Origin of the sequence: Kibdelosporangium phytohabitans, from assembly GCF_001302585.1 — a bacterium.
GTDB classification, from domain to species: Bacteria; Actinomycetota; Actinomycetes; order Mycobacteriales; family Pseudonocardiaceae; genus Kibdelosporangium; species Kibdelosporangium phytohabitans.
The window spans coordinates 2,014,558-2,028,125 of sequence record NZ_CP012752.1; the positions used below are offsets into that span (position 1 = coordinate 2,014,558).

The 13,568-nt window shown below is 69.1% G+C and carries 10 protein-coding genes and 1 pseudogene; 5 read left to right on the plus strand and 6 right to left on the minus strand.

What is annotated here, in order from left to right:
* Window positions 1-9 precede the first annotated feature (9 nt).
* Both AOZ06_RS09200 and AOZ06_RS09205 read left to right on the plus strand, forming a co-directional pair.
* A complete protein-coding gene (locus AOZ06_RS09200) occupies window positions 10-1,032 on the plus strand; it encodes a hypothetical protein (RefSeq protein WP_054289049.1) in 1,023 nt (340 codons plus the stop codon).
* Window positions 1,033-1,103: 71 nt separating this feature from the next.
* Window positions 1,104-2,129, plus strand: a complete 1,026-nt coding sequence (locus AOZ06_RS09205) for a sigma-70 family RNA polymerase sigma factor (RefSeq protein WP_054289050.1) — start codon at window positions 1,104-1,106, stop codon at window positions 2,127-2,129.
* Here the strand turns inward: AOZ06_RS09205 and AOZ06_RS09210 are convergent.
* Both AOZ06_RS09210 and AOZ06_RS09215 read right to left on the minus strand, forming a co-directional pair.
* Window positions 2,037-4,997: a helix-turn-helix transcriptional regulator gene (locus AOZ06_RS09210; RefSeq protein WP_335338374.1), complete on the minus strand. Its 2,961-nt coding sequence runs from the start codon at window positions 4,995-4,997 to the stop codon at window positions 2,037-2,039. The two genes, AOZ06_RS09205 and AOZ06_RS09210, sit on opposite strands and share 93 nt — an antisense overlap.
* 408 nt (window positions 4,998-5,405) lie before the next feature.
* Window positions 5,406-6,512 (minus strand): glycosyltransferase, encoded by a 1,107-nt coding sequence (locus AOZ06_RS09215; RefSeq protein ID WP_054289052.1) that lies wholly within the window; start codon window positions 6,510-6,512, stop codon window positions 5,406-5,408.
* Between the two features lie 255 nt (window positions 6,513-6,767).
* On the opposite strand from AOZ06_RS09215, the gene AOZ06_RS09220 reads away from it, so the two are divergent.
* Entirely contained in the window at window positions 6,768-8,909 is a 2,142-nt protein-coding gene (locus tag AOZ06_RS09220) for a PQQ-dependent sugar dehydrogenase (protein ID WP_236952142.1), read from the plus strand.
* 52 nt (window positions 8,910-8,961) lie between these two features.
* Here the strand turns inward: AOZ06_RS09220 and AOZ06_RS59755 are convergent.
* From AOZ06_RS59755 to AOZ06_RS09230, 3 genes and pseudogenes are all read right to left on the minus strand, one after another.
* A pseudogene (locus tag AOZ06_RS59755) lies at window positions 8,962-9,626 on the minus strand (L-lactate permease).
* Window positions 9,599-10,087 carry an L-lactate permease gene (locus AOZ06_RS59760; RefSeq protein WP_236952146.1) on the minus strand — a complete coding sequence of 163 codons (489 nt, stop codon included), beginning with the start codon at window positions 10,085-10,087 and terminating at the stop codon, window positions 9,599-9,601. Before AOZ06_RS59760 ends, AOZ06_RS59755 begins: the two are co-directional and overlap by 28 nt.
* Before the next feature lie 362 nt (window positions 10,088-10,449).
* Entirely contained in the window at window positions 10,450-11,337 is an 888-nt protein-coding gene (locus tag AOZ06_RS09230) for a TIGR03854 family LLM class F420-dependent oxidoreductase (protein ID WP_054289054.1), read from the minus strand.
* 63 nt (window positions 11,338-11,400) lie between these two features.
* On the opposite strand from AOZ06_RS09230, the gene AOZ06_RS09235 reads away from it, so the two are divergent.
* Both AOZ06_RS09235 and AOZ06_RS09240 read left to right on the plus strand, forming a co-directional pair.
* Entirely contained in the window at window positions 11,401-11,880 is a 480-nt protein-coding gene (locus tag AOZ06_RS09235) for a hypothetical protein (RefSeq protein WP_054289055.1), read from the plus strand.
* Between the two features lie 47 nt (window positions 11,881-11,927).
* Window positions 11,928-13,103: an MAB_1171c family putative transporter gene (locus AOZ06_RS09240; RefSeq protein WP_054289056.1), complete on the plus strand. Its 1,176-nt coding sequence runs from the start codon at window positions 11,928-11,930 to the stop codon at window positions 13,101-13,103.
* On the opposite strand, the gene AOZ06_RS09245 is transcribed toward AOZ06_RS09240, so the two are convergent.
* Window positions 13,060-13,476, minus strand: coding sequence for a helix-turn-helix domain-containing protein (locus AOZ06_RS09245; protein WP_054289057.1), 417 nt, complete (start codon window positions 13,474-13,476; stop codon window positions 13,060-13,062). The two genes, AOZ06_RS09240 and AOZ06_RS09245, sit on opposite strands and share 44 nt — an antisense overlap.
* Window positions 13,477-13,568: the final 92 nt, after the last annotated feature.

Genomic DNA, 13,568 nt, shown 5'->3' on the forward strand with positions numbered 1-13,568 from the left:
GCTCCTCGCATGCTTGATCAGGCCGTGGAAGGCCTCGAACGTTCGGTGCGGCATCAGGACCAGGACGCCTACGAGCACGCGCTGACCTCCGTCTGGGAAGCCGCCCAACGGCCCGGACGGGCCGAGCTGGACGCCGCGCTGCCCCGGATCGCCGACCTGCTGGGCGCCATGCCGGTCGACGTGGCCGGCCAGCTGCCGATCCTCGGCGGTGCGCTGGTGGAACTCGGCGCCACGCCCGGCCCGCTGGTCCCGATGATCGTCACGGGTCTCGTCGACACGTTGCGCAGAGTCGGGACTCTGATCGAGACATGGCCGCAAGGCACGGAACGCCCCCACTTCGACGACGACTCGTATGACGAGACCGTGCGTGTGCTCATGGGCGTGCACTCCGAGAAAGAAGCGCACGCCATCGCCTTCGCCTGGTACTCGCTCGGTGCGTGGTGCGCGCCCGCGATTGCCGTGCTGCAGGACAAGGACGCCCGGGTGTCGCTGCCCAACCGTGACGTGCTGACCGAGCTGGTCGGCCGGATCGGTCCGTTGCGCGTGGACCTCGGCTCCTTGTTCGACGTGCTCGAAGTGCTCGACAACGAGCCGTTCGTCGTGCTGCACCGCGCCTCCGGTCAGGGTTATGAGCTGACGGTGTCCGGTGTCAGCGGCAACCAGCAGCTTGAGACGTTGCTGGCGGCGACACTGATCGGGCCGGAGACCGACGGTCTGATCGCGGGCACACCACCGGACGCGGTGTCGGTCGCCGCGGCCACCGACGGCGACCCGATGCCGGCGGACGGCGTCAAGGGCAGGTTCAACCTGGTCGACCACGCCGGGTCGTGGATCTGGGGTGAGGGGCGGCCCGCCGACATCCCGGTGCTCGACGGCAGGCGCGTGGTCCTGCTCGACCCCCTGCCGTACCCGCGGTCGTGGCGCCCCGGGCGGCTGTTCGGGCAGATGCCGCCCTCGGTCCAATTGGACCGGATTCTGCCGTCTGTCGAGGTCGCGGGCTGGTTGGCGCGGCTCGGTCCACCGGGGCGATGAGTTTCTGTCAGACCGTTGGTCTTTACTGCGCGGGCAAGCGTCACCAGTGACTGGGGGAAGGAGACGATGAGATGACAGTGGGAACGGAGTCCGTCGACTTCCTGCACGAGGCCGACCCGTACCGGCGTGAGCTGACCGCGCACTGCTACCGGATGCTCGGATCTGTGCACGACGCCGAGGACCTGGTGCAGGAGACCTACCTCAGGGCGTGGAAGGCCTACGACAAGTTCGAGAACCGCTCGTCGCTGCGCACCTGGCTCTACCGGATCGCCACCAACGTGTGCCTGACCGCGCTGGACGGCCGCGAGCGGCGACCGCTGCCCGCCGGTCTCGGCAATCCCGACAGCGACCCGTCGGACCCGCTGACCGAGCAGAACGAGGTGCCGTGGCTGGAGCCGTTCCCGGACAGCGGCGACCCGGCGTCCATCGTGGCTGCCAAGGAGAACGTCCGGCTCGCGCTGATCGCGGCGCTGCAACACCTGCCACCGCGCCAGCGGGCCGTGCTGATCCTGCGTGACGTGCTGAAGTGGCGGGCCGCCGAGGTCGCGGAGGCGCTGGGGACCACGACCGCGGCCGTCAACAGCGTGCTGCAACGCGCCCGCGCCCAGCTCGACCAGGTCGCGCCGAGCGCGGACGAGGTGACCGAGCCCGCCGAGGCCGGCCAGCGCGAGCTGCTGGCCAAGTACGTGGCCGCCTTCGAGACCAAGAACGTGCCGGAGATCGTCGCCCTGTTCACCAAGGACGCCGTGTTCGACATGCCGCCGTTCGCCGCCTGGTACCGCGGCCGGGAGAACATCGGCAGGCACCTGCGCGACTCGTGCCCGGTCGGCCCGGGGGAGATGCGCCTGATCCCGGTCTCGGCCAACGGCCAGCCCGGCTTCGGCACCTACTGGATGCGCGACGGCGTGGCCAAGCCGTTCAACCTGGTGGTGCTGACGCTGTCCAAGGACGGCATCACGCACTCCACGTCCTTCTTCGACACCACGTTGTTCGAGAAGTTCGGCTTACCGCTGGAGCTCACCGATGAGACCGCGTTCGTGGGCGATGGACACGACCTCGGTGCGGTTGGCCGCGCCCAGCTTGGCCATCGCGCGTGACAGGTGGACGCTGGCCGTCTTCTGGCTGATGTAGAGCCGCTCGCCGACCTGCTTGTTGGTCAGCCCAGCGGCGACGAGCTGCAGGACGGACAGTTCGCGCGGCGTCAGGTCGCTGCTGGGCTCGGCGACCGGTTCCCGCCCCGGCAGGGAGATCCGGCTGCGCTGGGCGAGGTCGGCCACGGCTTCGCGCAGCGGCCGAGCCCCCAGCCGGCCCGCCGTTTCGTATGCGCTGCCGAGTTGCTCGGCTGCGTGCTCGCGGTCGCCGTCGGCCAGCAGCAACGCCGCCCAACGCCAGCGGGCGACTGCCCGGTGGTGCTCGATCTCAACCGACGGACCGGTCGCCTCTTCCCACAACCGCTTGTCGTGCTGTCCACGCAACCGGCTCAGCTCGGCGTTCAGGCGCGTTTCGAAGGCGTAGGTCTCGGGGTGCTTGAATCTGCTGTGGACGCGCCTGCCGTTGTTCTGTTTCGGGGTGAGGGCCTCGACCCGCCGCGCCATCGCCTCACCGTCCGCGGCGGCGGCGGCCGCTGTGACGTGGTCACCGCGGCGGCGTGCCTGCTCGGCGATGTCGCAGTACGCCCACAGGCCGATGCTCCCGGCCAGCATCGCGTCCGTGACGGATGCCCGGACCAGCGTCTCCATGTGGCCGATCACGATCTCGACGTGACCGAGCGCATCACGCGGCCTGCCGCGCCACAGCGCACCCTCCGCCAGGCCCACGTTGGCGATCTCGTGGGACAGCGCGTCCTCGGACAGCGCGGACAGTTCCTCGGCTCGCTGGTCCAGAGCGGTGAAATCACCCTGTGACGCCAGCACCCACAACGTCGCCGCGAGCACCCGAGCCCTTGCCAGGGCCGGCCCACCGGCTGTGTCCTTGCCCGCTTCCAACGCGCCGGACCAGTCACCGAGGCCGTAGCGCATGGTGACCCGTTCGCACCGTGCGTCGATACCGGCGAGGCTCCACGGCAGGCCCACCTCGGCCGACCGCCTGGCCACGTCGTCCATCATGCGCGAGCCGTCCGGCTTGCGGTCGTGGATCCACAGTGTGACCGCGGTGTTCTTCAGCGCGCGCAGTTCCACGTCGTAGGCGCCGATGGACGCGGCCTGCTTGGCGGCTGCCTTGCCCATCCGGATGGACTCGTCGACCTCACCGGACCACTCGGCGAACACGGCCAGGGTGACCAGCGCGTCCACCTCGACCGCGGTCGCGCCGACCTGTCTGGCGTCGCGCAACGCCTGCTCGGCGAGTGATTTCAGGCGATCGAGGTCGTCCTCCCACGACCACACCCACGACCGGGCCGCAAGCGCTTGCACCTTGGCCTTGACCTCGCTGACCGGCCGGTCGCGCACCAGCTCCCACGCCTCGTCGACCAGCTCCTGGATCTCCGGCCCGCGGTCCTCGAGCGCGATCGACGCGACCGCCCACTGGTGCCTTGTGCCGGCGCGGATCTCCGGGTCACCCGTCTCGTCGGCCATGGCCACGGCGGTTCTGGCGTATTCGTCGGCCCTCTCGAGCTCACCGGAGGCCAACGCCGCCCGTGTCGCCGAGCGCAGCAGGGCCAGCTCGTTGGTGCCGCTGCGTTCGGGCGAGGGAACAGCGCTCCACAGTTCAAGGGCCTGCTCGACGTGCCGCAGCTTCTCCCCGGGCGCACCCATTTTGCCCGCCTCGTCGGCAGCGCGCACGGACGCGACCAGCGCGTTGGGCAGGTCGTGGCTGTGGAAGCTGTGGTACGCGAGCAAAGCGTACGACTTGACGATGCGCGCGTACCCGGCGTGCAGCCGGACTCGTTCGCCCGGCAGCAGGTCGTCGTACACCGCTTCACGCAACAACGCGTGGCGGAAGGCGTATCCGCTGTCCACAGTGACGAGCACGTTGTGCTGCACGGATTCCCGCAGGGACTCTTCGAGCACGTCGTCCGCGAGGCCGGACACCGTCGCGAGGCTGGCGTGCGTGACCGTCTGGCTGGCGACGGCGGCGGCGCGCACGACCCTGCGCGCGTCCTTGCCCAGGCGTTCGATCCTGGCCAGCAGGAGGTCGGCCAGCCCGGCAGGTACGCCTGCGCCGTCGCCGTAGGCGGCGGTGAGCTCCTCGCAGAAGAAGGCGTTGCCCTCCGAGCGTTCCGCGATCTTCTGGACTGTCGCCGGTGGCAGCGCGCCGTCGGCGAGCGCGTCGACCAGCTGCACCGCGTGCGCCCGGTCGAACGGGCCGACCGCGACCTGTTCCACAGTGGACAGGCGGGTCAGGTCGCCGAGCAGCGGCCGCAGGGGGTGCCTGCGGTGCAGGTCGTCCAGCCGGTACGTGCCGACGATCAGGATCCGCTGCGTGTCCAACCGGGACACCAGGAACAGGATCAGGTCGCGGGTGGACGCGTCGGCCCAGTGCAGGTCCTCGATCGTCAGCAGCACCGGCGCCTGCTCGGCGAGGTCGCTGAACAGGCCGTGCACCGCGTCGAACAGCCTCAGCTGCTCCATCGCGGGTTCGCTCGCCTCGTCGCTGGGCGCGACCCTGGACATCAGCCTGCTCAGCACGGGGCGGCGGGCGGCGAGCGCCCGCTGCGCCCCGGTGAGCTGGCCGAGTGCCTCGACGAAAGGCAGGTAAGGCAGACCTGCCTCGTCCACGTCGAGGCACCGGCCGGTGAACACGGTGGTGCCGCCAGATCGTGCGGCCGCGACCAACTCGGTGAGCAGTCGCGTTTTCCCGACCCCCGCGTCCCCTGCCACGAGGACGGCGCCGGCTCGGCCACCAGCGGCCGATGCCATCGCTGCCCGAAGTGCTGCCAGCTCATCCTCGCGGCCGACCAACGGTATTCCAGACCCGATCCGAGGCACAACGCATGGTGGCACAGTTCGCCTCCGGCCTCGCGCCACTTTCGGGTGCGGCCACCGCTGGTCGCCGACCCGCCGAACCTGTCGGACCCCCGTGCTCGAATGAAAGCAGGGATTCCCCGATGGCGGGTTTTGGCGGTGGTTCCGGCCCGTTCCGGGCGAGGCCAGGACGGAACCGGCCGCCTGCGTGCTTCACACCGCGACCTACCGCGGTGCCCAGGCCCTATGGGCAGTACGGCGCTGGACACCGCTGGACGCACTGTCCGGGGCACGCTGACCCGGCTGCCAAAGGCGTTTGCGCCTCGCGGCGGACGCGGCGCGCTCGTCGGCGGCGGCGACCTGGTCGCGCGCCATGTCGTCGGCGATGTTCCTGAACTGAGTCTCAGCCAATCCCCACATGAGTATGAGGATCTTGCTAAGCACCCCCGCGCCGCATTGGGCAACTGGGTGCTACTTGAGGCCCTCGATGAGGCTCAGCGCGTAAGGCACGTCCGGCAACGCGGCCATCTCGTCCCTAAGGCGGGTGGCGGCCTGCCGGTAAGACGGGTCGTCGAGCACCTCGGCCGTCGTGTCCCGCACCTCGTCGGGCGCGACCGTGTAGGCGTCCAGGACCTTGCCGAGGCCCAGGTCGATGCACCGATGGGCGTTGACCATCTGGTCGGCGCCCAGCGGGATCAGCACGGTCGGCAGGCCGTGCGCGATGGTGCCGGTCAGGCTGCCCGAGCCGCCGTGCGACACCACCAGGCTGCACTGCGGCAGGATCTCGTACTGCGGGATGAACCGCTCGATCCGCACGTGCGCGGGCTGGGGGCCGAACTCGGCCGGGTCGATGTGCTGGCCGACCGTGACGATCAGGCGTCCCGGCAGCTCACGCAGACCGGCCAGCACGCGCGTGAACAGGTCGCCGGACTCGGTGTTGAAGATCGTGCCGAGGGTGAAGTAGACGGTCGGTTCCTCCGGCTTGGCCTCGGCCACGTCCTGCAGCCGGATGCTGTGCCCGGTCGCGGGCAGCGGGTGGTCCGGGTGCCGCAGGCTCGGCGGGAACGGCGCCAGCACCAGGTGACGGCCGAGCATGCCCAGGTCCTCGTCCGGGGGAAGGCCGTGCTCGGCGCGCACCTCGTTGAGCTTGTCCTGCACGACCGACGGCCGCACGAACGTGCCGGAGGCGTTGCTCAGCACGGTCACGTGCGGGATGCCGAGCACCTCGGCGGCGATCATCCCGCCGAAGTCGACCTCGTCGCACAGGATCAGGTCGGGCCGCCAGTCCATCGCCAGCAGGTCCGCCGCGCGCAGCCGCGCGGCCCGGTCGGCGAAGCCGTCCCGCAGGCCCGCGTCCTCGACTTCCTGGTTCGGCTCGATCAACGGCCGCCGCACCCCGCCGCCGTCGAAGTCCGGCCCGGACTGCCACGCGTCGAACCCGGCGTCCTTGACCGGCTGGACCATGCTCCGCTGGCAGGTCACTCCCACGGTGTGCCCGGCCGTCAGCGCGGCACGGGCAATCGGTTCCATCGGTCCCCAGTGACCGCGCCCACCGATAAAACTCGACAAGATGCGCATATCGGCAGCCTAGGCCTTGCTTGCCGGGAATTTCGTATGTAGCTTCTGAAAGCGTTTACATAGTAAGCGCTTACCATGCGACGAGGCAGTGGTGGAGTTGTCATGCGTCCCAGGTGTCTGATTGCGACAGTTCCGTTGGTTTTATCCGCACTTCTGGCGCCACCCGCGCTCGCGGACGACCTTCCGGTGATCGACCCGATTCCGGAGAAACCGATTACATCGGGCATCGCGCTCGTCCTCGACGAGGTGATCACGATGCCGCGCTCCGAGCCGGCCCCGCCGGTGACCGACGCGCGTCTGCGCAGGCACGCGCGGATCAACCACTTCGGCGAGTTACCCGACTCGTCCGGGCGGATGTACGTGCCCGACCTCAACGGCAAGCTGTACCTCGTCAAGGCCGGCCGGTCGGCCGAATACCTCGACGTCGGCGCCGCCACCGGCCCGGATTTCTTCAACAACAAGGGAATGGGTAGCGGGTTCGGGTTCGTGGCGTTCCACCCGGACTTCGCGCGCAACGGCCGGTTCTACACCACGCACACCGAGGCCCGCGACGCGCTGACGACCAAGCCCGCCGACTACGACCAGCCCGGCACGATCGTGATCCAGAGCGTGCTGACCGAATGGACGGCGACCGACCCGAAGGCCGCCGCGTTCAGCGGCACCCGCAGGGAGATGCTCCGGGTCGGTTTCACCGGCTTCACCCACGCGATCCAGCAGATCGACTTCAACCCGACCGCGCTGCGCCACCAGGAGGACTACGGCAAGCTGTACGTGGCCGTCGGCGACGGCGGGCGCGGCATCTCCAGCAACGACCCGCAGAACTTGGCGCTCCCGCACGGCAAGATGCTCCGGATCGACCCGGCCGGGCGCGACAGCGCGAACGGCAAGTACGGCATCCCTGTGCGAAACCCGTTCGTGGGCAAACCCGGTGCGATGGGCGAGGTCTACGCGTACGGCTTCCGTGACCCGCACAGGTTCAGCTGGGACACCGTCACCCGCAGGATGTACCTGGGCAGCATCGGCGAGCACGAGATCGAGTCCGTCTACGAGGTGCGCGCCGGTGACAACTTCGGCTGGAGCGACCGCGAGGGCCCGTTCGTCTACAAGCGCACGGATCGGTGCAACCTGTATCGGTTGCCGGACAACGACGCCCAGTTCGGGTACGTCTACCCGGTCGCGGCCTACGACCACGACCCGCCACCTGGCTTCCCGTGCACCGCGGACAGCGGCCACGCGGTCGCCGGAGGTTTCGTCTACCGCGGTTCGCGGATCCCGGAACTCGGCGGCAAGTACGTCTTCGGTGACCTGGTGGACGGAAAACTGTTCTACACCAACGCGGCCGAGATGCGGCGCGGCGGGAAACTCGCACCGCTGCACCAGTTGTCCGTGACGGACTCCTCGGGCCGTCCGATGACGATGCAGGACATGGCCGGTGACCGCAGGACCGACATCCGGTTCGGCACGAACAACGCGGGCGATCTGTTCGTGCTGGCGAAGGCCAACGGCAAGATCTGGAAGGTGACCGGGACCAGGCCACTGCCCGACGTCTACCCGTCGCTGGCGGGAAACCTGGTGGCCCGCTACGACTTCGAGCACCCGGTCGCCGGGAACCCCGCCAAGGAAGCCGACACCGGCCGGTCCGGTACGCCGATCGACCTGGTCAACGGCGGCGAACAGGCCCGGGTCGCGGACGGTGCGTACCGAGGCAGCCAGTACTCGTTGCAGACCAAGCAGGTCAACCCGCTCACGCCCGGCAACGACGACTGGAAAGCCGGAACGTACTCCGCCACGGGGGTCGCGTCGCTGCGGGCGTTCAACAGTGCGCGGCAGACGACGGTGATGGGCTGGGTCAAGATGACCGGCCCGAACCCGAGCCCGAACTCCAACTCGGCCAACCCGGGCGACTTCTACGGTGCCATCGGCATCGCCGGTGTGCTGACCGGCAACTCCGACGGGCACGCGGTCCGCGCCCTGCTCGAACTGATCGAAGTGGACGGTGTGATGAAGGTCGTCGCGCTCGGCAGGCGGATCGACGGCAGCGCGTCGCAGACCTTCGCGGCCACCGAGGACTGGCGCACGATCCTGCCGCGGGACCAGTGGGTCTTCCTCGCCGCGACGTTCGACTTCAACACCGGGAAAATGGCCCTGTACAAGAACGGCAAGGCCCTGCCGGGGTCCTATGTGGTCGCTGGCGACCCGTGGGGCGTCGGCACCGGGCAAGGGCCGTACGCCGCCTCGCCGACCGATCCGCGCGGCTTCAAGATCGGTGGCAGCTTCCCGCAGGACACCAGGGAGGGCAATCCCTGCGACTGCCGGTTCGACAACCTGATGTTCCTCGACCGCGCGCTGGAACCGTGGGAGATCCACAGCCAGTACGCCGTCACGTCCTCGTCCTAGGGCAGCGTCCAGCCAAGCACGGGAGTGCTCTGCGGCACCACGAGCACGCACATCACGAGCAGCAGGCGCTCCACGGCAGGATCTCGCGCAGCAGCTTGCCTTCCGCACCGGGCAGCTGGGCGGCGACGCAGGCGATCGCGAGGTTCTGCGGCGAGATCATCTTGCCGAGCACACCACCGGAACTGTTGGCCGCGGCCGGCAGTTCCGGTGCCAGGCCGGTCCGCTGCGCCGCTCTCACCCGCAGCGCGCCGAACAGCAATTCGCCGAAGTGTCCGAACCGGACACCGCCACCCCGAACCAGCCGAGGACGGGGGAGAAGAACGCCAGCGCCGCACCGGCCCCGGCGACGAGGTAGCCGATCGTGGTCGTCTGCCTCGACAGGTTCATCACGTACGCCAGCGCCAGCACACCGGTCACCGTGAGGATCGCGAACCTGAGCTCGTACACGGTCCTGCCCCACTCGGCGACCGCGGCACGGGCGCCGACCCGCCGCGCGACCGCTGTGACGACACCGGCCGGGAGCACCAGCGTGCCGCCCGTGTTCACCAGCGGCAACGTGAAGTTGTTGCCCGAAACGAGTTTCCCGGACGAGTCGGCGACGTTCAGGCCCGGCCAGTGGAAGACCACCGTCGCCTTCGCCAGCACTGACGTGACCGCAGGGATCTGCCCGATCGCGAAGATCACGATGATCACCACGTACGGCTGGTAGGCGAGCACGACATCCCCGCGGGTGCCGGTCTCGCCAGCGTCGCGGTCCTCGTGCCGGTCAGAACAGCGTCACGGACCTCCTGCCGCGCGCCTCTGCGCGCGCCCGGCGTCAGCACGAGCGCGGCGACTCCCAGCAACGCGGCGCCGATGTCGGCGAGTTCGGCTGCGACGTAGTTGGCGAACGCGAACCGGCCGGTCGCGAACGCCGCACCGCAGACCAGGGCGGGAACCCACGTCTCCCGCAGCCCGCGGCGGCCGTCGATGATCATCACGAGCAGCAGCGGCACGAACAGCGCCAGCACCGGCGTCTGTCGGCCGACCACACTGGACACGACGTCCAACGGCAACCCAGTGACCTGCGCCAGTGTGATGACCGGCGTGCCCATCGCGCCGAACGCCACCGGCGCCGTGTTCGCGACCAACGCGACCACGGCGGCGCGTACCGGCGGGAACCCCAACGCCACCAGCATGACCGCGCAGATGGCGACCGGCGCCGAACCCGGCGAGCGCCTCCATCAGGCCACCGAAGCAGAACGCGACGAGCAGGCCCTGGATGCGCGGGTCGTCCGACACCCCGCCGAACGAGCGACGCGACCAAGAGGCCGGTGAGCGCGGCGACGTACGCCTTCGTCCTGACCACTCCGAGCAGGACGAAGACCGTGAGCAGCGGCAGCGCGGCCACCAGGGCGGACAGGGGCAGCGAACCGGCCACCGGTGCGATCCGCTGCGTGAACGTCCGCGTCTCCTGTCCGTGGATAACCCACCTTCGAGCGGTTGGGTTCTTTTCGCAGGACAGAGGATTCGGTTATGGCTTTTCCGTCATCCGGGAGGATCAGGGCTCGCCAAGATTGCGTTCCAGCGGCTTGAGCTTGGCGGCGAAGTCGTCGAGGAACGGCCGGATCGTGCGGACCTCCCCGGCCGGGCGGATCACGAACTTCGTCAGCCCCGCCTCGATGTAACGCTCGATCAGGTCCTGCGCCGCCTCCCAGCTGCCCGGCACCACCTCGGCCGGGTCGATGTTGGGCTGCCGGCTGCGCGCGGCCTGCGCCAGCGCGGGCGGGATGCCGTCCTCGGCGAGTGCGATGCTGATCCCGTAGTGGTCGGCTTCGATCTCCCGGCCGGCCTCCCGCGCCGCCGCTTCGACGGTCCGGCGGGCCAGCAGCGCCTGGCCGGGTGTCAGGAAACTGCCCAGCCAGCCGTCGGCCAGCCGCCCGGTGCGTTCCAGTCCCGCTCTGGCCGAGCCGCCGAGCCAGATGTCCATCCGCTTGGGCCGTGGCCGGACCGACGCGTTGTCGAGCGTGTGGAACCGCCCTTGGAAGGTCACCGACTCCTGTGTCAGCAATTGCCGGACCACGACCATGGTCTCGTCGAACAATGCGCCGCGTTCACCCCGGGGCGCCGGGAACACCTGTCGTTCGGGAGTGCGTGCCGGTCGCAGTCCAAATACTGGAAGTACCCGTTTGGGGGCTAGCGCTGCCAGCGTCGCCACTTGTTTGGCTACGAGCACGGGGCTGCGACCGGGCAATACGGCCACTCCAGTGCCCACTTTGAGTTTCGTCGTACGCGAAAGGGCGTACGCCATTGCTATGAACGGGTCTGCGTGTTCACCGAAGACGACTTCGGAGAACCACAGAGAGTCGATGCCGAGTTGTTCCGCGTGGTCGATCGCCTCGATGAAATCGTCGTGCGGGCCGAGACCTACCCCGATTCGGACCTTCATGACTCCATCATCGGTGTCTCTTGACCATGCCGGGTAGTCTCCAAACCAAGGAGGCGACGGGAAATGAGGCAGCTTCGTCGGCGCTGTGAACAACACCTGCGCGCCTTCGCGGTCCCGCAGCCGTTCGACCTCGCCACTTTCTGCGCGCACGTCGCCGGGAAGCGCGGTCGCAGACTGGAGCTGAAACCCATGCCCGGCCTGTCCGCCGCCGCGCCGTGCGGCATGTGGCTGTCCATGGCGGACGCCGACTACATCCTCTACGAGCCGACCACGTCGAAGCTGCACTCCGAGCACATCGTGCTGCACGAGATCGCGCACATGCTGTGCGACCACCGGATCGGCATCGACGGTTCGCTGCGGCGCAGGCTCTTTCCCACCATCAGCCCCGAGGTCGTCCGGCGGGTGCTCGGCCGCGTGAACTACGCCACCGAGCAGGAGCAGGAAGCCGAGATGCTCGCTTCGATGATCCGGGGCGGCGCGGGCCGGACCCGGCCGAGGGACGCGCTCGCGCGGATGACCGAAGTCCTCCGCCCCACCACCTGAGACGAACCCGCACACACCCGCGACGAGGAGGTACCCCGCTGAACGCGTTGCTTCTCGTTCTGCTCTGGGGACTGGTGGCCGGGTGGCTGCCCGCGTTGCGGCGAGGCCCGAAGCAACGCGCGGTGTGGCGCATCTTCCTGGCGTTCGCGGTGATCAGGACGATCGCGCTGCCGCCGGTCACCGGTGCGGTGCAGGACGTGCTCGGTGCGAACGCGGACACGCTGCTCCAGCACCTGCTGGCCATCGTGGCCGGGGTCAACCTGCTGCGGTTCGTCGCGTACATCACCGGCAGGCAGCCGACCAGGTACCAGGTGCTGCTGGGCCTCAGCGTGGCGTTGGCGCTGGTCGGGCTGTTCGCGTTGGCTGGCCACGGCATCCACGGTTCAGCCGAGCAACTGCTCGCTCAACGGGACACCAACCCGGCGGTCATCGCCTACTGGATGCTGCTGGAGGTCTACCTCGGCACCGTGTTGTGCACGGGCGGGCTGCTGATCTGGCGGGTCAGCCGTGCCTCGCCGACCAACCTGTTGCGGGTCGGGCTGTGGCTGATGTGCGTGGGAGCGGCCATCAACGCGGTCTTCGCCGTGTACAAGTCGGCGTACATCCTCGCCAACGCGGCAGGTCTGCGCATGCCGACCGAACTCGTCGCGGCGATCTCCGACAGCATGCTGCCGTTGTCGGGACTGCTGATCGTCAGCGGAGTCCTGTTGCCGGCGTGGACGGTCGTGCGCGAGCTGGTCGGCCTACACCGCTCGATGCGCGCGCTCGCGCCGTTGTGGCACACCATGCGCACGACGTTTCCGCAGGTGATCCTGTACGTCTCGGAACGCTTGCCGATCGCGGACGGGGTGCTGGCCACCGCGCGGCTGCGGCTGTACCGGCGGTTGATCGAGATCAGGGACGGGATGCTCGAACTGCGCCAGTACGTCCCGCCCGGCGTGCACGGCGAGGCGGTGGAGTACTTGGCCACGCAGGGGATCCACGGCCATCAGGCCGCCGTGCTCGCCGAGGCGTGCTGGATCGAGGTCGCGTTGCGCCGCAAGCAAGCAGGCACGCAGCCGTGCCGGGGGTGCTGGCCGTCGATGGCCGGCGGCGCCGACGAACACGAGGAAGCGAAATGGCTGGCCGCGGTCAGCACGGCACACCACCTGTCGCCGCATCCCGGTCAGTTCGCCGGAATCACTCCGGTTTCTTCTTCTCGTTCTCCAGCTCCCACACTTTGAGGATCATGTTGCTGATCGTCTCGCGGCTGCTCGGCGACAGGTCCGCGGCCCGCAGCGCGATCTCCGTGACGCCCGTGTCGCGCAATGCCGCGAGCAGTTCCAGTTCGCTGTCGATCTGCTTGGTTTCCTCGTCGTCGAGGAAGTAGGCCACGGGCACGCCGAAGAACGTGGCCAGCGCGGTCAGGTGCTGGATCGTCGGGTTGTCCCGGCGGCCCGTGCGCAGCTGCCAGATGTAGGTGTGCGATATCGAGATGCCCTGTTGTTCCCTGATCGCCTCGGCGACCGCGCTGTGGCTGTACTCGCCTTGCCCCGCCGGGCGGACGCGCTGGAACAGCCGGTCGAGCTTCTCGGCGATAGAGAACGGCGCGTTCACCCTGCCTCCTGCCGTCCCGTGACTGGCGTAAACATCAGTTGCTTGGCAAATGGTACCTCGCAAGCCTTCGTTGACGAAGCCGTAACGCTGGT

Coding starts and splice junctions, on each gene's coding strand:
- AOZ06_RS09205 (WP_054289050.1), top strand. CDS start 1,104: ATGACAGTGGGAACGGAGTCCGTCGACTTCCTGCACGAGGCCGACCCG.
- AOZ06_RS09220 (WP_236952142.1), top strand. CDS start 6,768: ATGCCGCGCTCCGAGCCGGCCCCGCCGGTGACCGACGCGCGTCTGCGC.
- AOZ06_RS09230 (WP_054289054.1), bottom strand. CDS start 11,337: ATGAAGGTCCGAATCGGGGTAGGTCTCGGCCCGCACGACGATTTCATC.
- AOZ06_RS59760 (WP_236952146.1), bottom strand. CDS start 10,087: ATGCTGGTGGCGTTGGGGTTCCCGCCGGTACGCGCCGCCGTGGTCGCG.
- AOZ06_RS09235 (WP_054289055.1), top strand. CDS start 11,401: ATGAGGCAGCTTCGTCGGCGCTGTGAACAACACCTGCGCGCCTTCGCG.
- AOZ06_RS09200 (WP_054289049.1), top strand. CDS start 10: ATGCTTGATCAGGCCGTGGAAGGCCTCGAACGTTCGGTGCGGCATCAG.
- AOZ06_RS09215 (WP_054289052.1), bottom strand. CDS start 6,512: ATGCGCATCTTGTCGAGTTTTATCGGTGGGCGCGGTCACTGGGGACCG.